At 55.0% G+C, this 24889-nt stretch carries 26 protein-coding genes, 1 tRNA gene and 1 pseudogene; 18 read left to right on the forward strand and 10 right to left on the reverse strand.

Features of this window, described 5'->3' with window-relative positions:
- The first annotated feature begins 5 nt into the window (after positions 1-5).
- From FJV47_RS09735 to FJV47_RS09760, 6 genes are all read left to right on the forward strand, one after another.
- Entirely contained in the window at positions 6-506 is a 501-nt protein-coding gene (locus tag FJV47_RS09735; protein WP_159612414.1) for a nucleoside deaminase, read from the forward strand.
- Positions 503-1318: a creatininase gene (locus FJV47_RS09740; RefSeq protein ID WP_159612416.1), complete on the forward strand. Its 816-nt coding sequence runs from the start codon at positions 503-505 to the stop codon at positions 1316-1318. The genes FJV47_RS09735 and FJV47_RS09740 overlap by 4 nt, the downstream gene beginning before the upstream one ends.
- 176 nt (positions 1319-1494) lie before the next feature.
- Positions 1495-2739: a M24 family metallopeptidase gene (locus FJV47_RS09745; protein ID WP_159612418.1), complete on the forward strand. Its 1245-nt coding sequence runs from the start codon at positions 1495-1497 to the stop codon at positions 2737-2739.
- Between the two features lie 82 nt (positions 2740-2821).
- Positions 2822-4150, forward strand: a complete 1329-nt coding sequence (locus tag FJV47_RS09750) for an MFS transporter (RefSeq protein ID WP_159612420.1) — start codon at positions 2822-2824, stop codon at positions 4148-4150.
- 31 nt (positions 4151-4181) lie between these two features.
- A complete protein-coding gene (locus tag FJV47_RS09755) occupies positions 4182-4955 on the forward strand; it encodes an IclR family transcriptional regulator (RefSeq protein ID WP_159612422.1) in 774 nt (257 codons plus the stop codon).
- A 2-nt stretch (positions 4956-4957) separates the two neighbouring features.
- Positions 4958-5374 carry a cupin domain-containing protein gene (locus FJV47_RS09760; RefSeq protein ID WP_159612424.1) on the forward strand — a complete coding sequence of 139 codons (417 nt, stop codon included), beginning with the start codon at positions 4958-4960 and terminating at the stop codon, positions 5372-5374.
- 487 nt (positions 5375-5861) lie between these two features.
- Here the strand turns inward: FJV47_RS09760 and FJV47_RS09765 are convergent.
- Positions 5862-5937: transfer RNA gene (locus tag FJV47_RS09765), tRNA-Ala, on the reverse strand.
- Positions 5938-6129: 192 nt separating this feature from the next.
- Here FJV47_RS09765 and FJV47_RS09770 point away from each other — a divergent pair.
- Positions 6130-6555 (forward strand): VOC family protein, encoded by a 426-nt coding sequence (locus tag FJV47_RS09770; RefSeq protein WP_159612426.1) that lies wholly within the window; start codon positions 6130-6132, stop codon positions 6553-6555.
- A 2-nt stretch (positions 6556-6557) separates the two neighbouring features.
- Here the strand turns inward: FJV47_RS09770 and FJV47_RS09775 are convergent, their stop codons facing one another.
- Positions 6558-7784, reverse strand: a complete 1227-nt coding sequence (locus FJV47_RS09775) for an MFS transporter (protein ID WP_159612428.1) — start codon at positions 7782-7784, stop codon at positions 6558-6560.
- A gap of 144 nt (positions 7785-7928) precedes the next feature.
- Between FJV47_RS09775 and FJV47_RS09780 the strand changes: the two genes are divergently transcribed.
- Complete coding sequence (locus FJV47_RS09780; protein ID WP_159612430.1) at positions 7929-8870, forward strand: endonuclease/exonuclease/phosphatase family protein; 942 nt, start codon at positions 7929-7931, stop codon at positions 8868-8870.
- Between the two features lies 1 nt (position 8871).
- Here the strand turns inward: FJV47_RS09780 and FJV47_RS09785 are convergent, their stop codons facing one another.
- The gene (locus tag FJV47_RS09785; protein WP_159612432.1) at positions 8872-9546 is read right to left on the reverse strand and encodes an alpha-ketoglutarate-dependent dioxygenase AlkB; all 675 of its coding nucleotides are present in this window, start codon (positions 9544-9546) and stop codon (positions 8872-8874) included.
- Between the two features lie 291 nt (positions 9547-9837).
- Here FJV47_RS09785 and cobA point away from each other — a divergent pair, with 291 nt between their 5' ends.
- The 4 genes from cobA to FJV47_RS09805 are packed head-to-tail and all read left to right on the forward strand — an operon-like array spanning position 9838 to position 13676.
- The gene (gene cobA / locus FJV47_RS09790; RefSeq protein ID WP_159612434.1) at positions 9838-10842 is read left to right on the forward strand and encodes a uroporphyrinogen-III C-methyltransferase; all 1005 of its coding nucleotides are present in this window, start codon (positions 9838-9840) and stop codon (positions 10840-10842) included.
- Positions 10839-11939: a uroporphyrinogen-III synthase gene (locus tag FJV47_RS09795; protein ID WP_159612436.1), complete on the forward strand. Its 1101-nt coding sequence runs from the start codon at positions 10839-10841 to the stop codon at positions 11937-11939. Before cobA ends, FJV47_RS09795 begins: the two co-directional genes overlap by 4 nt.
- Before the next feature lie 37 nt (positions 11940-11976).
- Entirely contained in the window at positions 11977-12885 is a 909-nt protein-coding gene (locus FJV47_RS09800; RefSeq protein ID WP_159612437.1) for a carbohydrate kinase, read from the forward strand.
- A 5-nt stretch (positions 12886-12890) separates the two neighbouring features.
- Positions 12891-13676: an IclR family transcriptional regulator gene (locus FJV47_RS09805; protein ID WP_159612439.1), complete on the forward strand. Its 786-nt coding sequence runs from the start codon at positions 12891-12893 to the stop codon at positions 13674-13676.
- Here FJV47_RS09805 and FJV47_RS09810 read toward each other — a convergent pair.
- The gene (locus FJV47_RS09810; protein ID WP_235026406.1) at positions 13673-14590 is read right to left on the reverse strand and encodes a DMT family transporter; all 918 of its coding nucleotides are present in this window, start codon (positions 14588-14590) and stop codon (positions 13673-13675) included. The genes FJV47_RS09805 and FJV47_RS09810 overlap by 4 nt on opposite strands.
- Positions 14591-14674: 84 nt before the next feature.
- Here FJV47_RS09810 and FJV47_RS09815 point away from each other — a divergent pair, with 84 nt between their 5' ends.
- Entirely contained in the window at positions 14675-15565 is an 891-nt protein-coding gene (locus FJV47_RS09815; RefSeq protein ID WP_200831985.1) for a LysR family transcriptional regulator, read from the forward strand.
- Between the two features lie 5 nt (positions 15566-15570).
- Here the strand turns inward: FJV47_RS09815 and FJV47_RS09820 are convergent, their stop codons facing one another.
- On the reverse strand, positions 15571-16470 hold the full coding sequence (locus tag FJV47_RS09820) for a DMT family transporter (protein ID WP_200831986.1): 900 nt from the start codon (positions 16468-16470) through the stop codon (positions 15571-15573).
- Between the two features lie 78 nt (positions 16471-16548).
- Here FJV47_RS09820 and FJV47_RS09825 point away from each other — a divergent pair, with 78 nt between their 5' ends.
- The 4 genes from FJV47_RS09825 to FJV47_RS09840 all read left to right on the forward strand — a co-directional run bounded on the left by FJV47_RS09825 (position 16549) and on the right by FJV47_RS09840 (position 19649).
- On the forward strand, positions 16549-17061 hold the full coding sequence (locus FJV47_RS09825) for a MarR family winged helix-turn-helix transcriptional regulator (protein ID WP_159612443.1): 513 nt from the start codon (positions 16549-16551) through the stop codon (positions 17059-17061).
- Between the two features lie 190 nt (positions 17062-17251).
- Positions 17252-18283 (forward strand): S66 peptidase family protein, encoded by a 1032-nt coding sequence (locus FJV47_RS09830; RefSeq protein ID WP_159612445.1) that lies wholly within the window; start codon positions 17252-17254, stop codon positions 18281-18283.
- 317 nt (positions 18284-18600) lie between these two features.
- Positions 18601-19236: a hypothetical protein gene (locus FJV47_RS09835; RefSeq protein WP_159612447.1), complete on the forward strand. Its 636-nt coding sequence runs from the start codon at positions 18601-18603 to the stop codon at positions 19234-19236.
- A gap of 2 nt (positions 19237-19238) precedes the next feature.
- Positions 19239-19649, forward strand: a complete 411-nt coding sequence (locus FJV47_RS09840; protein WP_159612449.1) for a hypothetical protein — start codon at positions 19239-19241, stop codon at positions 19647-19649.
- A gap of 212 nt (positions 19650-19861) precedes the next feature.
- On the opposite strand, the pseudogene FJV47_RS09845 reads toward FJV47_RS09840, so the two are convergent.
- A pseudogene (locus FJV47_RS09845) lies at positions 19862-20008 on the reverse strand (ISL3 family transposase); the annotation flags it as partial.
- Positions 20009-20105: 97 nt separating this feature from the next.
- Between FJV47_RS09845 and FJV47_RS09850 the strand changes: the two are divergent.
- A complete protein-coding gene (locus tag FJV47_RS09850; RefSeq protein WP_235026407.1) occupies positions 20106-20789 on the forward strand; it encodes a uridine kinase in 684 nt (227 codons plus the stop codon).
- 122 nt (positions 20790-20911) lie between these two features.
- Here the strand turns inward: FJV47_RS09850 and FJV47_RS09855 are convergent, their stop codons facing one another.
- From FJV47_RS09855 to FJV47_RS09870, 4 genes are read right to left on the reverse strand one after another with little or no spacing between them, the layout of a single operon-like run.
- On the reverse strand, positions 20912-21922 hold the full coding sequence (locus FJV47_RS09855; protein WP_235026408.1) for a sugar phosphate isomerase/epimerase: 1011 nt from the start codon (positions 21920-21922) through the stop codon (positions 20912-20914).
- Between the two features lie 13 nt (positions 21923-21935).
- The gene (locus FJV47_RS09860; RefSeq protein ID WP_159612451.1) at positions 21936-23042 is read right to left on the reverse strand and encodes a Gfo/Idh/MocA family protein; all 1107 of its coding nucleotides are present in this window, start codon (positions 23040-23042) and stop codon (positions 21936-21938) included.
- 19 nt (positions 23043-23061) lie between these two features.
- Positions 23062-23901, reverse strand: a complete 840-nt coding sequence (locus tag FJV47_RS09865; protein WP_159612453.1) for a carbohydrate ABC transporter permease — start codon at positions 23899-23901, stop codon at positions 23062-23064.
- Positions 23894-24886: a carbohydrate ABC transporter permease gene (locus FJV47_RS09870; RefSeq protein ID WP_159612455.1), complete on the reverse strand. Its 993-nt coding sequence runs from the start codon at positions 24884-24886 to the stop codon at positions 23894-23896. Before FJV47_RS09870 ends, FJV47_RS09865 begins: the two co-directional genes overlap by 8 nt.
- Between the last annotated feature and the right edge of the window lie 3 nt (positions 24887-24889).

Genomic DNA, 24889 nt, shown 5'->3' on the forward strand with positions numbered 1-24889 from the left:
AAAAGATGAAATCCGCTGACAATGAAGCTCCAACCGAGCTATCACCCGTGGACCTACGTGGATACCGCGCCGCCTTAGAATCCGCCCGTCAGGGCAAAGCCAGTGCAGGAATTCCCATCGGATCCTCCCTGGCTAACTCGGAGCGAGTGCTCGCTGCGGCGCACAACCGTCGCGTTCAAGATAATGACCCGACAGCACACGCAGAGATCAGCGCACTACGTGCAGCTGGCCGGAGAACTGACCACAACGAATTGACCCTCTACACCACTCTGGCACCCTGTGCCCTGTGTTCTGGCGCCATAGTTCAGTTCAAAATCCCCCGAGTAGTCGTTGGCGAATGGACCAACTTTACCGGCGAAATTCAATGGCTGCGTTCGCGCGGTGTCCAAGTGCTCATCATGGAAGACCTCGAAGCCACCGCTCTCATGCACGAATTCATCACCAGCTACCCCGAACTTTGGAACGAAGATATCGCGCATTATGGCGCGGAAAGGAACCGATCATGACTTCGGTCTACCTCGAAGAACTCGATGCCCCCACCTACGCGGCGATTGCTACTTCCCCCGGATCGACGGTCATCGTCCCGACCGGCGCTACCGAACAGCACGGACCACATATGCCTCTGGGTGTGGATGCCATGCTTTCCAGGGACATTGCGGCAGCTGTTGCACAGACTATGGGGGCGGTAGTTGCTCCCAGTTTTTCCTACGGTTATAAATCCCAACCTCGCTCCGGGGGTGGAAACCACCGCATAGGCACGACCTCGCTAAGTGCCACCGCCCTGATGGCCGGGACCGATGATGTCGTCGCTTCATTTATGGCCCAGGGCTTCAAGAATGTCATTGTCTTGAACGGGCATTTCGAGAATTACCAATTCCTCTACGAAGGAATTGACAAGGCCACAACAAGAATGCGCGCCAACGACCTGTCGGCACGTGCGATCTTGTTGTCCTACTGGGACTTCGTCGATGAGGATACTCTGAGCCAGGTTTTTCCGGAGGGTTTCTTGGGCTGGGACATCGAACATGGGGGTGTTTTGGAGACTTCCCTGATGTTGTTGCTCCATCCGCAGCTGGTGAACATGACCCGCGTGGTAAATCATCCGCCGGCTAGCCTGACGCCCTACGACATTTTTCCCGAGGACCCCTCACGCACCCCAGAAAGCGGGTGCTTGTCTAGCGCGGTTGATGCCACCGTCGAACGAGGGCAGCTACTCCTTGATGCCATTACTACAGCGATCAGCCGCTCGCTGGACAGTGAGTTGGTAGCGGTTTCTGGCTCTCCCGTCCCCGAATTAGTTCAAGGCTCACCTTGCTAGACGACGGTAGAAAAATACCTCTTGACAGTGACGCGGGGCACACTTAGTCTGAATGCAACGCCGTTGCATTCATTGCAACAGTTAGTTTTTATCTCCGGCGATTCCCATGAATCCTCGCAATCCATCTGATTGGGCCGGCCACCTTGATCCATGAATTCCCACAAGGAGCCACAACCATGACTACCGCAAACATCGCCACCAACATCTCCGAACTCGCCCGGCTGAAAACCCTGCACAACGGGTCCAAACAACAACTGACCTTCTCCGATGCAGAGTTCGAACGCCGCTTGTCAGGACTGCGCCAGATCATGGCGGCCAATTCCCTAGACGCGGTAATCCTGACCAGCTACCACGGCATCAAGTACTACTCGGACTTCCTTTACACCACCTTCGGTCGCAACTACGCTCTGGTGGTCACGGCCAGCAATTCCACCACCGTGACCGCCAACATCGATGCGGGCATGCCTTGGCGCACCAGCTACGGCGAGAACATCGTCTACACCGATTGGCAGCGCGATAACTTCTTCTACGGACTACAAGAAGCACTCAAGCGCGACGGCGTGAAGGCCAGCCGGATCGGTGTAGAAGACGACTTCCTCCCCGGACGCACCCGCCAGCAGATCGCCGATACCTTCGATGGTGTGACCCTGGTAGATGTCTCCGTAGATGCCATGCGCCAGCGCATGATCAAGTCGGCCGAGGAGATCGAAGTCATCAAGCACGGTGCGCGCATTGGAGACCTAGGCGGTGAAGCCATTAAAGCGGCCATCTCCGAGGGCATCACCGAATACGAGGTGGCATTGATCGGCACCGAGGCCATGGTGCACGAAATTGCCAAGACCTTCCCCCACCGCGAAGTGCGCGATACTTGGGTCTGGTTCCAGTCCGGCATCAACACCGACGGCGCCCACAACTGGGCCACCACCCGCAAGCTGGAAAGCGGTGACATCCTGAGCCTGAACTGCTTCCCGATGACCTCCGGCTACTACACGGCACTAGAACGCACGCTCTTCCTCGGTGAGCCCGACGCACGCAGCCTGGAACTGTGGAATATCAACGTCGAGGTGCACCGTCGTGGTCTGGAACTGATCAAGCCCGGTGCAGTCTGCCAGGACATTGCCGCTGAGCTGAACGAGATCTACATTTCCCACGGTTTGCTCCCGAACCGCACCTTCGGCTACGGCCACTCCTTCGGCGTCCTCTCGCACTACTACGGCCGTGAAGCTGGTCTGGAACTGCGCGAAGATATCGATACCGTTCTTGAGCCTGGCATGGTCGTTTCGATGGAACCAATGATCACCGTGGCAGATGGACAGCCAGGTGCCGGCGGTTACCGTGAGCACGACATCTTGGTCGTCGGCGAAAACGGAGCCGAGAACATCACCAAATTCGGCTTTGGCCCAGAAAACAACATCATCTAGGCCCTCTGGCCTTGTTCCACCAGGTGGGGCGGGATCTAACAACCCGCCCCACTTGGTGGTTAAACCTCGGAAGTGGAACCTCATGACTCAGCATCGCAACCAGCTTGCCCCTGAAGCTACAACCCAACACGGGCTCTCCTCCTCTGTCCGACAAACCCGACGCAAGGTCATCGCGGCCAGCTTTATCGGCAACTTCGTGGAGTGGTTCGACTATGCGGCCTACGGATATTTGGCTGTCACCATCGCCGCGGTCTTCTTCCCGGGCGATGATCCACAGGCCGGACTGCTGATGGCCTTTGGTGTATTCGCCATTTCCTTCCTCGTCCGCCCGGTCGGCGGATTCATCTGGGGCCATTTAGGGGACAAAATTGGCAGGCGTACCGCCCTTTCATGGTCGATCTTGCTGATGACCGGGGCGACCTTCTGTATCGCCCTACTGCCCGGTTACGCGGTGCTCGGGGTTGGAGCGCCACTGTTGTTGCTGGCCCTGCGGCTCGTCCAGGGGTTCTCGGCGGCCGGGGAATATGCCGGTGCCTCAGCGTTCCTGGTTGAATACGCACCGCCAAATCGGCGTGGCCTCTATGCGGCGGTAGTTCCAGCGAGCACCGCCACTGGCCTGTTGGCAGGTTCTCTGATGGCCGCTGCTCTCACCGGCCTGCTCTCGACCGAGGCGCTTGAATCGTGGGGTTGGCGTCTACCTTTTCTACTCGCCGCACCGCTAGGGTTAATCGGTCGCTACATCCGCACCAAACTTGAAGACTCCCCCGCCTTCGTTGAGGCCTCGCATTCTTCCACCCCCGAAGGCTCACCGGTCGGCTCGTTGCTAAAAAACCATTGGCGCCAGCTTTTACAAGCTTCTGGTGCGGTGCTATTGAATGCCGTGGGCTTCTACGTCATCCTCTCCTACATGCCGACCTACCTCTCCGAGGAATTGGGCCTCGATGCCGCACGGTCCTATCTAGCCACAACGATCGCCCTCTTGACCTATATTGGCTTTATCTTCCTCACCGGGATGCTCTCGGATCGTTTAGGACGCAAACGGGTGCTCATCAGTGCCTCCATCCTATTTGTCATTTTCACCGTTCCAGCCTTTATGTTCCTTGAATCTGGTGGCTTCGCGCTGATCGTGATGGTCCAGATTCTGCTGGGGGCCATGCTTGCTTTGAACGACGGAACCCTACCAAGCTTCCTGGCCGAGATGTTCCCAACAAAGATCCGCTATTCAGGTTTCGCGGTGTCCTTTAATGTTTCGAACGCGCTCTTTGGAGGCACGGCACCGTTTGTAGCCACCCTGCTGATTTCTTCCACCCAAAACCTCCTTGCCCCGGGCTGGTATCTCATGGCCGCCGCGGTAATTTCCTTAATTGCTGTGGCCACCTCTGTTGAAACCAGCCGCAAACCACTGGACTGAGCCATAGGATAGGAGCAGGTAAGGAGGCAAAATGACCGAACTACGCAATGAGGCGCGAGGCGCCTCGGTGATCGTCAACGTACTGGATGTGTTGCGCTGTTTCACCGTGGCGAACCCGATCGTTGGTGTCAGCGAGATCGCCGAACAGGTCAACTTGCACAAATCCAGCGTGTCACGCATCTTAGCCACCCTCGAACAAGAACGTGTGGTCGAGCGCGACGAACAGACCCGCAAATATCGATTAGGCTTGGGACTCATCGCCATAGCCGGCCCCCTCTTAGCGAATCTGGATGTGCGCCGCGTTGCGTATCCGGTCCTGGAGGATTTGCGTGGGGCCACCGGTGAAACCGCGGTATTGAACATCTGGGATGGGAATGAGTCGGTGTCCATCGAGCAACTCCCTTCGACCCGATTGGTTAAGCACACCTCGGTGATGGGGTCTCGCTACCGCAGCGCCCTGAGCGCTTCGGTGCAGATCTTTTTGGCTTATGAAGATACCGCACACTGCACCGATTTACTCTCCCAGAACGCGATCGACCTCGCAGGCGTACCGATAAAGGACTACCTTAAGCGTTTGGAACTGGTCCGCGAACGCGGTTATGCGGTGAACTACGGGGAAACTTCAGCCGATGAAGTAGGTGTTGCCGCTGGTATTTTTGATCATCGTGGCCAGTTAGTCGCCTGCGCCATGACCGCGGCTCCCTATTACCGCGTCGACCCTGACGAACTTGAGACACTCAGTCGGCAGACCTCCTTAGCCGCCGGGGAAATCAGTACCAGGTTGGGCTACCAACCAGAAGGATAATCATGCTGCCCTTTGAAGCTCGCGACAAATACTCCTTTAACTACACAATGCACGAAGGATCCACACTGAAAGTCTCTGACCATTTCGCGGGGCAATTAGGAATGCCGGTGGCCATCCAAACTTGGGTCATTGCACCGGGCGGATTCGAGGGTTTGCACGCTCACCACGGTGCCGAAGAGTTGCAAGAGTATTACCACGTTCTTGAAGGACAAGCACAGATGCGCGTGGGTGAGCACATCTACGATCTTTCTCCCGGCGACAGCGTTTTAGCCGTTGCCGGAGTCGAGCATGACTTGAAAAACACCGGCCCCACAGACCTTAGAGTGCTGACGGTATGGGGACCACCAGGTAGCGCCGATTTCTCCGGTTTCGGATCGCATCAGCTCGCAAAACAGATCCGCGGTAGGTCCTTAGACTAACCGAGCGCTGATGGTCTTCCAGACAATGCTCTCAACCACACGTGTCAGCACACGCACGCTCGGTGTGGGCCTTGTGACTTCGACGAAATCAGAATTCGCAATTAGAGTAGTCGCTCATTTCAACTTCTCAACCCCGAGACTTTGCGATTACGCCACAATTAGCTCATCGGTTTCATCGAGCATCTGCGACACATCTTCAGACTCCCCGTCCACCGTTTTAAGTTCAGCTCGGTGCCACTTTCGATGGATGGATCGATGACAAGCACGTGTCGGAGAATGGCTGTTATCAAATCGCATCAGCAGAGCAGCGAAACCAACGGCCCCAAAAACGCACTTACAATGTAGCTCCCGAAAGAAGATTTAGGGCACCGTATATCGGCTACTGCTAACTCAGGACGAAAAATTTTCGGGTGCTGGAACAGGACACAGCACTCTGCGCTAAAAAAGAAAATCTCCCGGTCGTTGACCGGGAGACTTTATATTCATTTGGTGGAGGTAAGGGGATTCGAACCCCTGACCTTCTGCATGCCATGCAGACGCGCTACCAACTGCGCCATACCCCCAAAAGAGTTTTGATTCGTTGGTATTTCTACCCTTGAACCGAGATAAAACTGTACCCGAGAATCTGAAGAATCTCCAAATCGACCCTCAGAGACCCTGCTCACAATCGGCTATTCTAAATGTCGCCCACCAGTGGTAAAAATGATCTCGGGGCCGATCGGTTCCACCCGTACTCTCGTGAAAGGCACGATCCCATGACCATTGGATTGACTCCCTACCTTCGCTTCGCCGGCGATGCTCGCGAAGCCATGGAATTCTACAACTCGGCATTAGGTGGCGAGCTGTCGTTGTTGACCTTCGCAGAAGGAATGAACGATGGAAACCCTGCCACAGCCGATCTGATCATGCACTCCTCGCTTTACATTGATCGCGGCATCCACCTGATGGCCTCGGACACTCCCCCAGAAATGAACGTCACCGGTAACGGCGTGGTGTCCCTCAGCAGTGACGCTACCGACGAGGCTGATAACGCAGTTCTCACCAAATGGTGGGAGGCCCTCTCCGAAGGCTCTCAGATTGAGATGCCATTGGAAAAGGCCCCCTGGGGTGACTCATTCGGTCAGCTGCGCGACAAGTTCGGCGTGGTCTGGATGTTCAACATTTCAGCTGTTCAGAGCTAGTCCTAGTTTTTGAGGGTCTGTTCGTTGGCATCGATCGCATCGCGGCCCACGAGCAGGCCCACTTTTTTGGCTCGCGCCTGGGTGATCAGCGCGATTAGCAGACCAAGCACCGCCAAACCTGCACCCACCAAGGACGGCGCCCGGTAACCAAAACCAGCCGATATCACCGCAGCGCCCAGGGCAGCACCCAAAGCGTTAGCGACGTTCAGGGCTGAGTGGTTCAGCGAAGCAGCCAATGACTGCGCGTGCGGAGCCGAGTCCATCAACAGAGTCTGCAAACTCGGAATCAGTAACGAGCCGACCGCACCGAGCACAAAGACCATGATCATGGTCGGCACAACCCAGCTAGCAACGGCTGCAAAGACCACCATGGTCGCGGCCATCAGTACGCTCGAAAGCTTGATAGCGCCAAAGACTGACCAGTCAGCCAAGCGACCACCAATCAAGGAACCGACCACCATGCCCAGGCCGTAGAGTGCTAGAGCAATGGGCACTAATGAAATCTTCAGCCCAGATTCTTCGGTCAAGGTTGGGGAGATGTATGAGTAGACCGCGAAGAAGCCACCAAAACCGACGATGCCGGTCGCCATTGCCAGCCACACCTGCGGGCTCTTTAAGGCTGTAAGTTCTCGGCGTACGCTTGCCCCAGGTTCAGCCTCACGCCAAGGAACAAAGATGGTGATGAGTACCGCGGTCAGTAGCCCGACAAAAGCAACGATATAGAACATCGAGCGCCAGCCTGCCATCTGGCCCAGCATGGTCGCCAGAGGCACACCGCCCACGTTAGCAACCGACAATCCAAGCATCACCCAAGCAATGGCGCGTCCACGCATGGTTCCCGGAACCATACTTCCGGCCAGTACACCAGCTAGTCCGAAGTATGCCCCGTGTGGAAGACCTGCCAAGAAGCGGGTAATGAGCATGGTGTTGTAATCCGGAGCGAAAGCCGAGGATAGATTCGCTAGGGTGAAAAAGAGGATCAATAGCTGCACCGCACGCTTGCGTGGGATCTTGGCAGCGGCTGCAGTCAAGACAGGAGCGCCGAGCACCACGCCCATCGCGTAGGCACTAATCATTAGCCCCATCTGCGAGTTGCTCACGTTAAGATCGGCCGCACCTTCTTGGAGCAGGCCCATCATCGAAAACTCGGTAACTCCGATGCCGAAGCCACCCATGGCGAGCGCGAGGATCGCTAATAGTAATTTTCCGCCGGACAGGTAGGCAGTCATTTAGTACTCAATTCTAGGCAGGTGTGTGTTCGCGACTTCCTCGGCGCTCTGTTTCCATCGTAGTGACTGTGGCAAATCGCCGGAGTATTTCTCCAGCTGAAAATTACGAATCCCACAGTAATTTGTGCCAATGTTAGAAGTCCTATGTCTCATGCATCGCACCAACGCCTTCCGCTCCCGCTGATTATCGCGAGGGTTTTCTTTGTCTTACTCTGCCTAGCGTTGGCAGGGCTTTTGGTATTCCATCAGCAGATTCCCGATGTCATGGGATTGGGGCTCGTGGTGGATAACTTGGCACCGTGGGCCGGTCTAGGAATTCCTGTGCTGTTCTTGATGGCACTAGCCCTTCGTGGCCGGGCCAGCTTTATCGGCTTGCTGATTCCGGTGGTGGTGTGGGCCGTGCTCTTTGGCCCAAACTTTGTTCCAGCTCAACAGCGCGAGCCGCAGGCAGCACTAAAGGTTGCGACTCAAAACGTCCACGAATCTGCTGGAGTTCAGGCAGCCAAAGATCTCGCCAAACAAGGCGCTGAGGTCATTTCCCTCCAAGAAATTGGTGAAGGGCAAGAACAACAGATCACCGCGGCACTGGCCAAGACTCACCCCTACAAGTACATGGTCAGCACCGTTGGTGTTTGGAGTGCCTATCCGCTTGCCAATGCGCAGCCGTTGGATCTGGGACTCGGATGGAACAGGGCCCTGCGTGTTGATGTGAAAACGGAGCATGGAGACGTGCGTTTCTACACGGTCCATGCAGCCTCAGCCCGACCAACCGGTCATAATGAGCGCGACGCGATGCTCGCCTCACTGGCAAAGTTCGTTCAGAGCGATGACTCTGCGAAGATCGTTGCTGCTGGCGACTTTAACGCCACCAGCTCAGACCGTCATTTTGCACCGATCGCCGATGTCATGGATGAAGCCAAATACAGCAAGTGGGGTCTGGCTTTAACTTGGCCTCGCTCGCCTTTCGCGATGCTGGGCATCGACCACGTGATGATGCGTGGTGTGCAATCCGCAGGCCTTGAACGCCTGGAAATCGGCGACTCGGATCATTACGCGTTGCAGGCCACCATCGATTTGGACAGTTAGCTCACTGACCGCTCAGGCCCGTTTGACGCAGGGTGATGTTGATTCGTCCCGTAGCTAGCTGGCAGTCTTCAGGGGCTGTACCGGGATGAATCTTGGTGACCCCGTGATAGGCAAAACGCGCTGGTCCGTCAAAAATAAACAAGTCCCCAGAAGCTAGGTAAAGATCTTGAAAGGGACGGTTCCGGTTTTCGGTATTTCCCAACCGGAAGGTTGCCGAGTCCCCGATGGACACAGATACCACCGGGGCGTTGATTAGTTCCTCGGCATCTTGATGCATGCCCATGGTTGCTTGATGATCGTAGAAATTCACGATGGCCGCGTCCGGTTGATAGCTGGCCGCGCGCACAGCATCACCTGTCGCCTCCGCTACGGCTTTTTGGCCCAGGCGTACCAGCCATTGTTCCATCGGAGCCACTGGGGCACCGCCGAGGTCATCGGCGGTTTTTGAATAACGGTTGGGGCTCCAATGCCACCCCAAACTTAAAGATTGCACACTCATGGGATGACCATTAATACGCGTGCGGTGGGGAGGGACGGGTCCGTGTCCCCACTGGAAAAAGCGTGCGACAATCCATTGCTGCGCGGTCGGGCTGAGCCATCCGGGCAGGTGCCACGCGCCGGGACGAACTAATCCCCCGGTGCGGTTCAAGGCGCTGTCATCAAAAAGCGATTCCATACACCCAGCGTGCCCGTTGCAGGGCGTGGCCGGCAAGTTCCCACGTATTCGCTCACTGAATTTTGTAGGTCATTCCGAGCCTGTGCCTTGCAACACTAAAAACACTAATCTTGTTGTGTTTCTTCCTACCGACTCGAACATTTCCAGAAGGTTAACCTTTATTCGAATTATTACAGCCGAAACATTTGCGATACCTCGGGGAAAAGCTGACGCTCTAGGCTTGAAGGCAACCACTCATTGCAAGGAGCACACCATGTCATACACGAAATTCCGGCAAAGAACGGGGCAATCATGATCGGCATTGACCTCGAACTTTCCCAGTGCGTGGTGTTGGTTCTTGGTAACCAAAGCGCAAACAAGACCGTAGCTAAGCGTTTGAGCGCGCAGGGCTGCACCTTGCTTTTCGCCGAAGAACCCGCGCAAGGCCTTGAGCTGATCGGCCAAGCAAGTTTGTTGATGATTTGCGACGCTGCACCACAACGCTTTGATGAGGTGGTGAGCAATGCGCGCATTCCGGTGATGCGTTCGGAGCCCTCGCCAGCAACCGGCACCATTACCTTGCTCGGCGGTGGTCCAGGCGCCTTGGATCTACTCACCCTGCGCGGGGTACGCGCCTTGGCCGAAGCAGAGATCATCTATGCAGACCGGCTTGGTCCCAGCGAGCATCTGGCCCTTCTAGCTCCGCAGGCAAAGATCATCGATGCTGGAAAACTGCCCGGACATCACAAACTGACCCAACGCGAAATCGAAGCCCAAATGATTGCCTCGGCCCAGAGCGGTGCAAAGGTTTTGCGGCTCAAGGGCGGGGACCCGTACGTCTTTGGTCGCGGATTTGAAGAGGTAGCCGCGGCGACCAAAGCCGGCGTTCCGGTTTCGGTCATCCCCGGATTGAGCTCCTGCATCACGGTGCCGGGTGCTGCAGGGATTCCGGTGACTGCCCGCGGGGTCAACACCATGTTCACCGTGGTTTCTGGCCATGATCCACTGGGCGTTGAACAACTGGAGCAGCTAAGTAAGCTCGGCGGCAGCATCGTGATCCTGATGGGCATGGGAACCATTGAGCAGACCGTCTCTGGACTACTGCAGGTGGGCATGGCCAAGGATATGCCGTGTGCCATCATCCAGTCCGGAACCACCGAGGCCCAGAGCACCAGCCATGCCACCCTAGATGGCCTGGCTGCCATGGCCCGTAGCCATTCAAACCCTGCAGTGATTGTCATTGGCGAAGTTGCTGCCTTACCGCAATCGCTACTTCAAGCGGTACCTACAGAGAACATTTTGGAGTCCGCCAAATGAACATCACCAAGCCCCTGACTGGATTCCGTATTGCTGTGACCAGCGATCGGCGTTCGGCTGAACTGATTGAAGCCTTTGAACGACGCGGTGCTGAGGTGACTCACACCCCGCTGCTTCGTTTAGCCCCGCTGGATGATGAAGCGCAGCTGCTGGCCCAGACCCACAAGTTAATTGAGGCCCGCCCTAACGTCATCATCATTACGACTGCATATGGGCTGCGTCGTTGGTTGGATACCGCTGAGGCTGCTGGAATCGGCGATGAACTCATTACCGCTTTTAGCCAGTCCGAGCTCTATGTTCGCGGCGCCAAAGCCCATGGTTCTATTCGTGCTCTAGGCCTAGAGCCGGCCGCGCTGGCTAAGGATGGGCGCAGTTCCACCTTGATCGAGTTGCTCAAGGGCAAACTGGACGGCGCTTCGGTGGCACTGCAGTTACATGCAGACTCGGATCACGGAATGCCGCAACAGTTGCGTGAGCTGGGGGCCAAACGAGTCATTAAGGTTGAGCCTTACCGCTGGCAAGACACCAGTAGTGACACTGGTATCTCGTCCTTGGTGGAGGGACTGTGTGCAGCCCATTTTGACGCGGTGACCTTCACTAGCGCACCGAGCGTGCATGCGCTGTTTGCAGCAGCCAGTGCGCGTAACCGACTACCTGCCTTACAGCGTTCGCTGGCCGAACGTGTTGCGGTAGCCACCGTTGGCCCGGTAACGGCTTCTCCTCTAGAAGAAGCAGGGATCGAACCTTTGGTTCCTGAGCGTCACCGCATGGGCGCAATGATTGGTCAGCTTGTAGAGCACCTCGGATCATTGGGGACCCTTCAAGCACAAACGGTGCACGGACAGGTGCAGCTGCGCGGACGGACCCTGTCCATTGAGGATCAGGACTGCGAGTTAACCCCTGGCCAGGCCGAACTGGTTCGCGCCTTAATTGAGGCCGGTGGCAGTGTGCTCTCTCGCGATGAACTCGGCGCCGCCCTGCCAGAAGTCAGTTCCCGACATGCCTTGGATATGACCCTGAGCCGCTTGCGTCGTGCCTTACCACAGCCGGAAATCATCACGACGGTGATCAAACGCGGTTACCGACTGAACGTCTAGTGGGCATTTTGTCTCGCCGTTACGTAGGATCGGATTCATGGTCTCTTTTCATGTTGCCGGCGAGGCATTAGTCGACATTGTTGATTCTGTTGCTCATCCGGGCGGTTCTCCACTGAATGTTGCTGTGGGCTTGGGCCGGTTGGGCCGCGAGGTCACGTTGAGCACCGACATTGGTGCGGATAAATACGGCGAGCTCATTGAAGATCACCTGCGAGACAGTGGCGTACAGCTTGCTACTGCTTCATCCGTGGCCGAGCCGACCTCCACGGCTACGGTGACTCTTGATGCTGCGTCCAACGCCAGCTATGAATTTGAGCTGCACTGTGCCTTAGAACAGCTTGAACCCAGCGATGCTGAACTTCTTCATACCGGGTCCATTGCTGCCTTCCGCTCCCCCAGCGCGCAGAAATTGATCGAAGTATTCTCGACCGCAGCGCAAGATCAGTTGAAAAGCTACGACCCGAATCTGCGCCCAGCACTGGTTGACGATAGGAATGCCGCGATCAGTCACATCGAGAAGCTGTGTTCCTTGGCCCATGTGGTTAAGCTCAGCGACGAGGATGCCTTGTGGCTTTACCCGGGGTGGGATACCGACCGGGTGCTCGAACGCATCTTAGATCTGGGAGCCTCACTAGCCGTGATGACTTTTGGCGCGCATGGGGCTCAAGCGATGACCCGCGAACACGAGATCGTTGTCCCCGCATTTTCGGTGACTACCGTAGACACGGTAGGAGCTGGGGACGCGTTCATGGCTGGATTATTGCACGCACTCTTTGAAGGTTCACTGGCCCAAGACTTGTTGGATGGAAAGACCTTGGACCGTACCGAATTGGAGCGGGCTCTTGAAACCGCGGCAGCGTGTGCCGGGATGACCGTTGCTCGCACGGGCGCTAACCCGCCAACCCTGAGTGAGTTGAACGAATTCCTCTTGTCCGTAGGAAGCTGAACCGGATGGGTAGCAAAGTCCCAGCGGCAGATAACACGTTGCGCATCCTTCAGCTGTTGGCCAGTCGTAAGACTCCCACCCCTGCGGCGATGATCGCTACGTTGCTTCAGCTTCCTCGTTCCAGTGTTTATCAGCTACTCACCGTCATGCATGAGCATGGATTTGTGAGCCATTATCCGGAAGACAAGTCCTATGGTCTGGGCATCGCTTCTTTTGAACTTTCCAGCGCCTACACCAGGCAGGAACCATTGGCCCGGCTCAGCGCACCATTGGTTGCCCAGCTGGTAGATAAGATCGGCGAAAGTGCACACCTCGCCGTTCTTCACGGTTCTGATGTGCTGTATATCGTGGAAGATCGTGCCAAGGGCCGACCGTCCTTGGTCACCGATGTTGGTGTTCGACTGCCTTCTCATCTGACAGCTTCGGGTCGTGCCATTTTGGCGGCTTTGCCCAAGTCCCAGGTGCGCGCGTTATATCCCAATGCGGCAAGTTTCTCGGATCGAGTCGAGCAATCCTCCATCAATTCATATTCACAGTTGCGCCGCGAACTGGATCAAACCTCCCAGCGCGGCTACGCGGTGGAACGCGGAGATGTCACCGAAAACTTCCACTCCATTGCGGTGGAAATCCGTGATTCCAATAAGTGGCCGGTGGCCGCTATCGCAGTGACTTTCTTGGCTGACCGGGTTCCAGAACAAGATTGGGACAAGCTAGTGACGCAGATTCGTTCCACCGCCTCGGTGCTGACTTCCAGGATCCAAGGACGGCGCGTAGCCCACCAACCCACCTAGCCCACACGTTCCAAACTCTGTGGATCCGAATGACGTCCGCGCAGCAACGCGATGACATTGGCACTGACGATCACCGCGACAGCAATCCAAGAGGCTAAGTCCAAGTGTTGGCCCAAGACGACCGCGCCAATCAACACGGCGAACACCGGATTCACGCTCATGAACATGCCAAAGGACTGCGCAGAAATGCGCCGTAACGTCAGCAAATCTGCAAGGAAAGGCACCGCGGAGGACAGAACTCCGGCGGCAAGTGCCAGGCCCAACGTACTTGCGGACGGCGGCGAAGTGCACAAGATCAATAGTCCCACCGGCAGATACAAGATAGCCGAGATGAGGCTCGCCGCGGCCGACCCTTCAAGTCCGGGCAGGCTGGAACCCACTTCGCGGTTAAGCAGGATGTAACATCCCCAGCATGCGGCGGCGAGCAGCCCAAGGCTTATGCCCAGGTAGTCTGTGGTCGGTGTCGGGCGCATGAGAACTGCAACGGCCGCTGCTGCAGCGATCGCGCAAATCACGCTGATGGCGCCACGCGCCCTGAGCAGGGCAATGGTGAGCGGGCCCAAGAATTCCAGCGTGACGCCCAGTCCCAAACCGATACGCTCAATGGCAGTGTAGAGCGAAATGTTCATCAGCGCGAAGACTAAGGACAACGCGAAAACTAGACGCCACTGGCGGGTGGAAAATCGCCAGAGGCGTGGCCGTCCGGCTGCCACGAGCACCGCGGCAGCCACCCATTGGCGCAGAGCCACCACCCCGATTGGTCCGATGCCATTAAAAGCTAGGGTGGCCAGTGATGCGCCAACCTGATTTGATGCGGCGCTGCCAAGCATCATGGCCACCGCGGCGCCGGACTTTGTACTGGTTGATTCTTGAGCCGAGGGGCTCAGACCAGTGGAGCGGAATTCGGAAGTCATAACTTCATGTTCACCGTGTGCCGGTACTGCGCAAAATGCGCTTCTCACGTAATCTATACGCTAACTGTATAGATAGGATTCTCAGTGGTCACACCATCTTTAGAGCTGAAGCAACTGCGGTATCTGACAACAATTATTGACGCCGGAACATTCACCGATGCCGCGTTGGAGCTCGGCGTCTCGCAGGCCGCGGTCTCCCGCACGCTGGCCAAATTAGAGTCCGAACTTGGTGTGCGTCTTCTACACCGCACCAGCAGGAGCATCATGCCCACCGAGGCAGGCTTGCACGTCGTGGCCCGCGCTCGACTAATCCTGAGCAGCGCAGATGATCTACTGCGCGAAGCCAAAGAAGGACGCGCCCTGATTCGAATTGGTCATCCGTGGTCAGCTTTCGGGGAACACACCTCAGAATTCCAACGACGATGGCACACAATGTATCGGGAGATTCAGATGCAACTCACCCGCCACAACACTGCCTCCGGTGGATTGGCCGAAGGGCTATGCGACATGGCGGTCATTCGCACCGTTCCCGATCCCTCGCAGTGGGCCTCTTGCATTGTGGGACTCGAAAACCGTGTGGTAGCCATGGCCTCCGATGATCCGTGGGCCAGACGCAGGCATATCAAATTGCGCGAAATCCCTTCCCGTACGGTTTCTATCGACCGTCGAACAGGCAGTACCACGCTCGAACTCTGGAAAGGTATTCAACCGCCTACCCTTGAACACACTAATGACGTGGATGATTGGCTCTCGTCTATCGGAGCGGGAGACTGCATCGGGATCACCCCTGAATCCACGGCCGCGCAATATCGGCGCGCCGGAATCGTCTATCGCCCGCTCACCGAAGCGGAACCGGCCAAGGTGTATCTTATTTGGCGACCAGATAACGTCCACCCAGCCACCGAGAAAGTTATTGCCCTGGCGCAAGAGCTATATGGCAAACACGCATCCACCCCTGGGGTGCCTCGCGGGTAGAACGGTCACTTCCTCGGTACCGGAACCGCAGCATCGGTCATTGACTCAATCTTCAGCTCACTTATCGGTACATTACGGGCGCCACGGGTGAGTAACTGAGCCATCAAGACGCTGAGAACAACGATCACGATGCCCACAAACTGCGTCCCGGTGAAACTCTCACCACCCAGTACAACACCTAGCGCCACACCAGTAACCGGATTCACTAGACCGATAATTCCAACGGTGGTTGCCGGCAAGTGCTTGAAACCCGAGAACCAACAGAAGTACGCGAAAGCCGTGGCGAATAATGACAGGTAAACCACCGCTAGGACTCCCTGTACGTCCACCTGTGGTGGCGTCCCTTCAAGGGCAATAGCCACAATAAGCAATTCAAACCCACCGACCATAAGCTGCCACGCAGTTGAAGTGAGCACTGGCGTGCCGTCGTTCCATTTGCGATTCAGGGTCGCGCCCAATGCCATCAGGACGAGCATGCCAAATGACGCAGCGATCCCGGTCCAGGCGAGTTTCTCTGTTGTCGCACCAACCACAAGAACAACACCTAGAATTCCTAGAACCGCAGTCAGCAACAGGCCCATGCGCGTTTTCTCTTTCAAAATGAACCAAGCAAACGCAGCAAGCACCAACGGGCTCGCCGCCCCGAAGGAAGCGGCGATGCTTGATGGCAATAATTGGGCAGCCATAAATGCCAGCAAGAAGAACAAACCCATGTTGATAGTTCCCAACACAATGGACTTGGACCACTGGCTACCTTGCGGAAGCCTGCGGACGATCACCATCAGCGCAAGACCAGCAGGTAACGCTCGAAATGCCGAACCCCAAAGCGGCGATCCTGCCGGTAAAAACTGGTGGGTAACCCAGTACGTTGATCCGAAGCCAATGGGGCCCAAGAGTGTCAGCACAGGCCAAAACCATCGACTCCTCAATATACTTTCCATGGAAAATAGACTAACACTTTCCACGGAAACTACAATGGTGACATGAATGACTCTCAACAGATCGAAACAATCGTCCAACAGTGGCGCGAGCAACGCCCCGACATCGATTCGGGCCCGATGGCCCTCATGGGAAAACTGCGACGTCTAACCACCAGATTGCGGGACGAGTTCGTGATTGGGTACGAGCAATTCGGGATCGGAGAAGGCGAATTCGACGTACTTTCGGCGCTACGACGCATGGGGCAACCATTTGAACTCCCACCTTCACTACTTGCCGACCACACCATGGTCACAGCAGGAGCCACCTCCAAGAGAATTGATCGACTAGTCGAGGCTGGACTTGTGGACCGCCGCAGCGGTACCGACGATCGGCGCGCGAGAGTCATCGCGTTAACTCCGAATGGTCACAAACTCATCGACCAAGCCATCGAGGCACATACCGCCAATCAACGTCGACTTGCCGCGACACTGAGTGATGAGGAATTCAAGCGGATGGAAGATACCGTTTCCAAATGGCTCGTTGCGCTAGATTCGATATCCGATATGAAGTCGTAGCGTTCAATAGACAGCACCTGGCATACGCCGAATTCTGAGCCACCGGACAGATGTGTGATTTCCTCAGCGTACAGTGCTATCACCGCGAGCCACGACGCGCACGGCATTGGTTTCCACGTGGTAACAGTGTCGGCCGCGAATGCCCGTGACATTTATCTGTCTTGCCTCGTAAGAATGCAAGAATTACTTCATGGAGATCCGTTATCCGAAACCTTTGGAACCAGGCGACACTATCGGGGTCACTTCACCATCCAGTGGTGTCCCTGCCCCACTTCTGGCGCGCCTAGATTTTGCCCTGCAGCACCTACGAAACCGTGGATTCAATGTCCAAGTCGGCGACTGCATGGATGGGACAAGACACGTCAGTGCGCCGGCTGAACAACGAGCTCAAGAGCTCATGCAAATGCTCTTGGACCCATCAGTCAAGGCGATCGTTCCTCCGTGGGGAGGCGTCACCGCGATTGATGTGCTATCGCATCTGGACTTTGCTGCTATCGCCACTGCAGAACCAACCTGGTTTGTGGGATATTCAGATATCTCAACCCTGATCACACCCATCACTTTGCGCACCGGGATGGCAACGCTTCACGGAAATAACCTCCTAGACACTCCATACGAGGTTCCAGACTCGCTGATGTCGTGGCTTGACGTTGCCTCGTTGCCTACAGGATCAAGTTTTAAGCAGAAATCCGCAGGCATTTACCGAGTGAATGACTGGGACGATTGGGCTAGCCTGCCCGAAGCGACCGAGCATCGTTGGAACGGTAAAGGTTCGTGGAAGCGTTTGGATCAGGGTGTGCAAGATGTGGATGTTTCCGGACGATTGATCGGCGGCTGTATTGAGACCCTGGCTAATCTTGCCGGCACGCCATTCTTACGAACCGAGGCCTTGGGTGCGCAACCCGCGGATGGCTTGATCCTTTACGTTGAAGCGTCAGGAGCTGAGGCTACAACTATCTGTCGGCACCTGCATGGCATGCGCATGGCCGGATTCTTTAACAATGCAACGGCCGTTCTCGTAGGACGTACTGGAGCTCCCAACTCAGAGACACTCACGCAGGAGGAAGCTGTCCTTGATGCGTTGAGCACCTTGGATATTCCGATCATTGGAGATGTTGAATGTGGCCACGTGCCACCCCACCTTCCAATTATCAACGGAGCGCAGGGCCATCTTGTATTTAGCGGAACCGATCAACACTTAGAGCAAGCTCTAACCCAATGAGCTTTGCTCTTCCACGATGGTTCAGCGACAAGATTTCCAAATACGGTGCAAAAGCATGAACAATAGCGGCTCTTCAGCATTCCTCCAATGAAATAAATCCTATTGGCCCAAAATACATTACCCTTAGGGTGCATGGGATAACCGCATGGTGACGCTACTATTTGGAGATGTAATTATTCAAATACGCGGATAGGGTCTAACAGATGCCAGTTTTGCGAAAAGTTACTGCAATTACGACAACATGTCTAATAGCTGTTGGAGTTTTCGCTGGCCAAGCTCCAGCCTCGGCAGCGAGCAGCGGTGTCGGAGAGTCAGCAATGACCGAAGAATTAGCAAGTTCGCCTCAGACATTGAAATTCGGAGAACTGAACAGCGGTACCGATCATGCCAGCCTAGGAGAGGTAGTGTCTACCTCCGAAGAAACTGTCGACCAAACTCAGATCGATCAGTGGCTTAAAGACGGAACGCTTGTTCCAGACGGCAAACTATTCCAAGAAGAGGGGCCGCCAGTTTCCTATGTCGAAGCCAATTCACCTGAAGAGGCTGTGAAGAAGCTCGATGCCTTGGAGTCGCCATTACTCATCGGAACTGCGGCGGCCACAAAGTATGGCCCCTGCATACTGAAGCCCGAGTACTTGCACCTTCGGAAATCTGGTGGGTACGAAACAGTTGGATATAAAACGAAGACAACGTGCACGAGTGCGGTGACGAGCGTTAAGCATGAGACTGATCTGAGGCGCAAATTTATGATCTGGTGGAAGAAGGCCGGGAACACTACTACCAGCGTGAGCCGGGGCGAAAAATCACTGTATCAGCAAAATGTTAAGTTCACTTGCAAAAACACTAAAGCTACAAACTGGTCGGGAACCACGTTGGGCACGATTGTTTACAAAGGCAAGAACTACTTCGCTAGGGTCTATGCTCCGGTAAAAAAGCTCGCGTGTGGGGCGTAGTCGTGGATTTTCTCAAGAAGAAGAGATTAGCTTCAACAATTGAGCTGATTTTCACCGAAGATCTTACCGCTGGCCTCAACCCCTTGGTCGGGGCAGTCAACACTGATTCTGCAGCCAGAAAACTAGTTAGCGAATATCCGGACTACACCATGTCTTGGGAAACATTCGAGGTCAACGGTTCCGATGACTCGCTCCCAGATGGAACCCCGTTGTGGATACTGGTTCAGGGGGGTATTTTCTCTGAGACAGCGCGCTATAGCCCTTCGCCTGTAGCGGTCTTTGCAAACCTGGAGGACGCTCAATTAGCGTGCCTGGAGCGTGAGCAACAGCATGGGGAAGAACTCATCCTCTGGACACTACCGTTGGGCACGGTTGATATTAGCGCGCCTAGTTGGATGTACACCGGAAACTGACTAGAAAATTCTCTAATTGTCGCTGATGGGCGAGAAATCTCCACACAACAGCACTGATTCTAACGGTCGTCGTAGCTCCTGAATATTCAGGTTGTCGCGGCGACCGTTCTTCATTGAGCGCAAAATTCAGCGTTACGTGACTTTTTCCTCAAACTACCCGCCCACATATAAGGGCTCTTCAACTTTTAGCGTGGTGCAGGATGCTCAGCACGGCCGTAGGAGGGGCAGGTGGCTTCGGTAGCTATGGGCTCGACAAGTACTTGTCGGCCGGAAGGTGTTGGGCTGGCAGTGATGACGCGGTAGTCGTTGAGGTTCAGCAGAATCGACGCAGCGTCGATTAGCCCGGTTTCCTTGAACACTGCTGGTAGTTCCTTGCAGATGAATTTGTTTTAGTCGACGTCCATCTTCGCAGAGGGGCCGCGAGCCTTACTTATTTTGGGGTCACCACACTAAAACTTGAAGAGCCACAATAGCCATATGAATCGGTTTCACAGCTCGCTGGCAAACTCTCTATTGAGCCATCTCGGACGTGGAAGACAACTGATCGCAATCGATGGAGTTGACGGCAGCGGCAAGTCGACTTTCGCGGCCAAACTCATCGCAGAGATACTTGGGCGGCCAACTATCTTGATTCATGCCGATGATTTTCTCAATTCTTCAGAAATCCGTCATGCGAAGGGGCGCAGTTCGCCGTTAGGTTTCTGGGAGGATACCTACAACTATGATGCGTTGATCGCGAACGTTCTCGATCCTCTAAGCCCCGACGGAACCGGACTATTTTCGCCAATAGCCTACGACGTGAGCAATGACGAAATCCTGAAGCGCCAACAGACATTTCTGGCGCCTTCAAATGCAATTGTGGTTATAGAAGGGATGTTCTTACATCGCGACGAACTCGCTTCGTACTGTGATGCATCAGTGTTCCTAGACGTTCCTTTCGCGGTAACTGCCGCCCGAATGTCGGTTCGTAACGGAAGCAATCCGGATCCGGAGCATCCTTCAATGAACCGCTACGTTGGCGGTCAAAAGCTGTATTTCGCGGACTCGAAACCCTGGGAAAGAGCCACGTTGATCGTGGACAACAGCGATTACACCCACCCGCGATTGATAGCCGCCGGTGAGGTTTCGGCGGATTACTGACAATGCATATTACTGTTTAATTTCTTTTCTAGCTCCCCAGCGACGCAGGCTCACAAAGATAACCTGCGCCGCGGCGGCACGATGTCGTAACCACGTGTGAAAGACTGACGGCGGAACATCTCCTACTGGTTGGAAAACGCAGCGTCGAAAGACGCTTCGGGTCGCTTGAACAAGAGATCTCGAATGTATCCCACCGCTTGTTCGGCACCGTGCAAACGGTCCATGCCTGCGTCTTCCCACTCAATAGAGATGGGTCCCTTATAGCCGTGGAAGTCTAGAGCTCGGAAGGCGTCTTCCCAATTAATGTCCCCGTGGCCTGTGGAGACAAAATCCCAGCGTCGACGCGGATCACCCCAAGGCAGATGAGAACCCAGAATACCGTTGCGACCATTGGGCGTATGCAAGCGGGTGTCTTTGCAATCTACATGGTAGATCCGATCAGCAAAGTCAGTGATGAAAGCTACCGGGTCAATTCCCTGCCAGAACATATGGCTTGGATCCCAGTTCAGTCCGAAGGCTTCACGATGGCCAATGGCTTCCAAAGCGCGAACTGTTGTCCAGTGGTCATAAGCAATTTCCGATGGGTGAACTTCAAGGGCAAACTTGACTCCTTGCTCATCAAATTCGTCCATGATCGGATTCCAACGACGTGCGAAATCCTCGTAGCCTGCGTCAATGACTTCGCCCGGAACCGGTGGGAACATCGCCACGTATTGCCAAATCTTGGAACCGGTAAACCCGACAACCACCTCAGCTCCTAGCTTGCGGGCTACACGTGCCGAACGTTTCATGTCTTCCGCAGCGCGTTGGCGTACGCCTTCACCGTCACCATCGCCCCATACGTAATCGCGCAGGATCGCCTGGTGGCGAAAATCGATGGGATCATCGCAAACAGCTTGTCCCCCAAGGTGATTAGATATAGCCCAAACTTTCAGACCATACTTATCCAGAATATCGAGTCGGGACTGTAAGTAGTTAGGATCCTCATCAGCTCGCTTAAGATCAAGGTGATCTCCGCTAGCCGCAATTTCCAGACCGTCGTAACCCCAATCGGAGGCACGCTTTGCAAGCTCCTCGAACGGCATATCAGCCCATTGGCCGGTAAAAAGTGTCACGGGGTGAGTTGCGTTCATGATGTTTTCTCCTTTAGTCATTGGTGCTAATCCAGCTTCCGGTACGCGCAGATTCCAATACAGCGTCGGTTAGCCGGTTGGCTCTGGCACCATCAGAAAATTTTGGCAGCCCTTCTGGTTCTTCACCGCGAAGGGTCGCATAGGCGTCTGAGACGAAAGCGGCAAACGCATCACGGTAACCCATCGGGTGCCCCGCGGGCACCACCGATAATCTGGCGGCATCAGGGCTGAGGTCACTGGCCTGGCGAGACAGCACAGAGGAAATCTCAGGCTTACCAATCCACAATTCTTCGGGTTTTTCCTGCTGAAACTCGATGGCGGACGTTGCCCCGGAGAGTTCTAGGGTGAGCCCATTTTTTCGTCCGGCGTTTACCTGTGAAACTATCAACGTGCCAATGGCTCCAGAGGACATTTGAACTATCACGGCCGCTGCGTCTTCGGTTGTCACATTGATATCTCCACGTCGCGCATGGGCGATGGTGGTACTCGCGTTCAACCGAACGATCTTTTCTCCAGAAATGAATTCAAGCAGATCTACAAGATGGGAACCTATATCGGCAAAGGCACGCGATGCCCCACCCTTTTCAGGTTCTACACGCCAGTTATTGTCGTTGACGGTGTGCATCCAATCCTGCAGATACTCACCGCGCACCGTGAGTAACCGGCCCAGCTTTCCGTCCTGAACATGAGCTCGCGCTTGACGGACCATAGGGTGATAACGATAAACAAAAGGCACCGCTGCCAAAACATTCAATCCCTCAGCGAGCTGCACCAGTTCTGCTGCTTCGCTACCGCTAGTGCCCAGGGGTTTTTCGCAGATTACAGAACGACCAGCGGCAAGCGCGGCTTTAGCCTGTTTGGCATGTAGGGCATTGGGCGAGGTCACGTGGATGACATCGCTCTGTTCGATCAGTGCATCAACGCTGGCGAATCCTTGAACTCCCAGAGCCTGTGCTGCGCGGGTTGTTGACTCATCGCTGCTAGAACGCACGCCTATCAGCTGGGCTCCTGCACGTCGAATAGCCTCAGCATGCGTTTTGGCCATGAAGCCGCCGCCTATAACGCCAACTTTTAGGTCTTGGTTGGATGGTGCTTTTTGTTGGCTGATTAGCTCAGGCATGTATTTCCTTGTCTAGGTTTTACTTGACCGCGCCGGAAGAGAGTCCTGCAACCAAGTGTCGTTGGGCAAAGAGGAAGCCGACGAGCACGGGAATTGAAACCACTACCGAAGCTGCCATCATCTGATTCCAGTAAACATCTGTCTGTGACGCGTAGGCCTGCAGACCGATGGAAAGAGTTCTTGTGTCTGCATTAGTGAGCACACTGGCAAAAAGTACCTCACTCCATGAAGTGATGAAGCAGTACACAGATACAGCGATAATTCCGGGTCGGGCCACCGGCAGTACTACCTTCACCAAGGCGCCAAGACGTCCTAGTCCATCGACCATTGCCGCTTCTTCCAGTTCCTTTGGCATTGAGGCAAAAAAGCCAGTGAGCATCCAGATGGAAAACGGCAACGAAAACGTCATGTACGTGATGATTAGGCCCAGGTAGGAACCGTTGAGCTGGACACCGACGACTCGTTCCAATTGGGTAAAAATCAAGAACAGCGGCAGCAAGAACAGGATTCCGGGGAACATCTGGGTGGAGAGCACGATTAGGCGGAAGGACCTGGCACCCCGGAAATCAAAACGCGATAGTGCGTAGGCCGCCAAGATTGCTATGGTCACCGAAAGCACCGTGGCCGTAACGGTCACGATCAGACTGTTGGCGAAGTATTTGCCCAGGGGCACTGTGGTCCAGATGTCCAGATAGGGTGTGAACGTGATTTCTGACGGGATCCATTCGAAAGCACCGCGCACATCTTTCAGCGGCTTGATGGACGTCGTGAGCACAACATAAAGCGGCAACACGATAATCAAGGTGATAAAGGCCAGCCCGAATACTCTCAGGATTCTGAAGCCGCGTGTCTCAATCATCGATACTCTTTCCCTTTGGCATGACCAGGAGAATGTAGAAAGCCGAAACAATGAGTAGTCCCAGCAACAGCACTACGCTCAGCGCGCCACCTACACCGAAGTTCCAGTTGTTAAAGGACTGCTGGTAGATCAACGGTGAGATCAACGTTGATTCTTGAGGAGATACTGGGCCGAAGAGCAGGTACGGGATATCAAACTGGTTGAATACCCATAGCCCCAACATCAGCAGAAGAACAACATTGGCGTGCTTGATCATCGGCAACGTAATCCTAGTGAATTGTTTCCATAGGCTGGCCCCGTCAAGGGATGCTGCTTCATAAACTTCATTGGGGATCGATTGCAGAGCGGCTAACAACATCAAGAAGGCGAAGGGCCAAAACTGCCAAACTGCAACAATCACCATGACAAAGAATGATCTTTGACCTAGAAGCCAAAACGGTCCCTCGTCTAGGATGCCTAAATCTTCTACGAGGAAACGGTTGACCATGCCATCTCGTTGATTGAACATGAATGCCCAGGCAATGGTTGTCACGTAACTAGGTAATGCGTAAGGAACTAGAAACAGCGTTCGGAAAAAGCCGTTACTACGGAATTTGGAAACCAACAGAACCGCGGCGAAGATGCCTAGACTCCACGCAATGGCCACGACCAGGAGGGTGAAGATGAAAGTTCTGCCTAGTGCTTCGAAGAACTGGGAACCGATCGGGCCGTTGGGGTCCAACGCTGTGGTGAAGTTCTTAAGCCCCACGAAGGGCGCCTTGATCCAGTTAGCGATGGAGAACTGAGTCAGTGAAAGGAAAGCAATCCATACTCCCAATAGCATCGGGACTATGTGGATGAGCAGTTCAAGAAAGGCTGCTGGTGCGCTCAACGCATATGGGAAAAAACGGTCGCGTTTTATTGAGCTACGTTTGATAGCACGTGTAGCGGCCCGCGTTTTGCTTGGTTCGCTGATACGTGGCGGTGTCTGGGCTGGCGCCGACATTCG

Origin of the sequence: Glutamicibacter sp. JC586 (genome assembly GCF_009805585.1) — a bacterium.
In the GTDB taxonomy this organism is placed as follows: Bacteria; Actinomycetota; Actinomycetes; order Actinomycetales; family Micrococcaceae; genus Glutamicibacter.

Excerpts from the sequence above, each read along its gene's own strand:
- FJV47_RS09750 (WP_159612420.1), top strand. The coding sequence starts at position 2,822 with ATGACTCAGCATCGCAACCAGCTTGCCCCTGAAGCTACAACCCAACAC.
- FJV47_RS09740 (WP_159612416.1), top strand. The coding sequence starts at position 503 with ATGACTTCGGTCTACCTCGAAGAACTCGATGCCCCCACCTACGCGGCG.
- FJV47_RS09755 (WP_159612422.1), top strand. The coding sequence starts at position 4,182 with ATGACCGAACTACGCAATGAGGCGCGAGGCGCCTCGGTGATCGTCAAC.
- FJV47_RS09780 (WP_159612430.1), top strand. The coding sequence starts at position 7,929 with ATGTCTCATGCATCGCACCAACGCCTTCCGCTCCCGCTGATTATCGCG.
- FJV47_RS09760 (WP_159612424.1), top strand. The coding sequence starts at position 4,958 with ATGCTGCCCTTTGAAGCTCGCGACAAATACTCCTTTAACTACACAATG.
- cobA (WP_159612434.1), top strand. The coding sequence starts at position 9,838 with ATGATCGGCATTGACCTCGAACTTTCCCAGTGCGTGGTGTTGGTTCTT.
- FJV47_RS09785 (WP_159612432.1), bottom strand. The coding sequence starts at position 9,546 with ATGGAATCGCTTTTTGATGACAGCGCCTTGAACCGCACCGGGGGATTA.
- FJV47_RS09810 (WP_235026406.1), bottom strand. The coding sequence starts at position 14,590 with ATGACTTCCGAATTCCGCTCCACTGGTCTGAGCCCCTCGGCTCAAGAA.
- FJV47_RS09775 (WP_159612428.1), bottom strand. The coding sequence starts at position 7,784 with ATGACTGCCTACCTGTCCGGCGGAAAATTACTATTAGCGATCCTCGCG.
- FJV47_RS09870 (WP_159612455.1), bottom strand. The coding sequence starts at position 24,886 with ATGTCGGCGCCAGCCCAGACACCGCCACGTATCAGCGAACCAAGCAAA.
- FJV47_RS09825 (WP_159612443.1), top strand. The coding sequence starts at position 16,549 with ATGAATGACTCTCAACAGATCGAAACAATCGTCCAACAGTGGCGCGAG.
- FJV47_RS09745 (WP_159612418.1), top strand. The coding sequence starts at position 1,495 with ATGACTACCGCAAACATCGCCACCAACATCTCCGAACTCGCCCGGCTG.
- FJV47_RS09865 (WP_159612453.1), bottom strand. The coding sequence starts at position 23,901 with ATGATTGAGACACGCGGCTTCAGAATCCTGAGAGTATTCGGGCTGGCC.
- FJV47_RS09795 (WP_159612436.1), top strand. The coding sequence starts at position 10,839 with ATGAACATCACCAAGCCCCTGACTGGATTCCGTATTGCTGTGACCAGC.
- FJV47_RS09735 (WP_159612414.1), top strand. The coding sequence starts at position 6 with ATGAAATCCGCTGACAATGAAGCTCCAACCGAGCTATCACCCGTGGAC.
- FJV47_RS09835 (WP_159612447.1), top strand. The coding sequence starts at position 18,601 with ATGACCGAAGAATTAGCAAGTTCGCCTCAGACATTGAAATTCGGAGAA.
- FJV47_RS09855 (WP_235026408.1), bottom strand. The coding sequence starts at position 21,922 with ATGAACGCAACTCACCCCGTGACACTTTTTACCGGCCAATGGGCTGAT.
- FJV47_RS09770 (WP_159612426.1), top strand. The coding sequence starts at position 6,130 with ATGACCATTGGATTGACTCCCTACCTTCGCTTCGCCGGCGATGCTCGC.
- FJV47_RS09830 (WP_159612445.1), top strand. The coding sequence starts at position 17,252 with ATGGAGATCCGTTATCCGAAACCTTTGGAACCAGGCGACACTATCGGG.
- FJV47_RS09800 (WP_159612437.1), top strand. The coding sequence starts at position 11,977 with ATGGTCTCTTTTCATGTTGCCGGCGAGGCATTAGTCGACATTGTTGAT.
- FJV47_RS09805 (WP_159612439.1), top strand. The coding sequence starts at position 12,891 with ATGGGTAGCAAAGTCCCAGCGGCAGATAACACGTTGCGCATCCTTCAG.
- FJV47_RS09860 (WP_159612451.1), bottom strand. The coding sequence starts at position 23,042 with ATGCCTGAGCTAATCAGCCAACAAAAAGCACCATCCAACCAAGACCTA.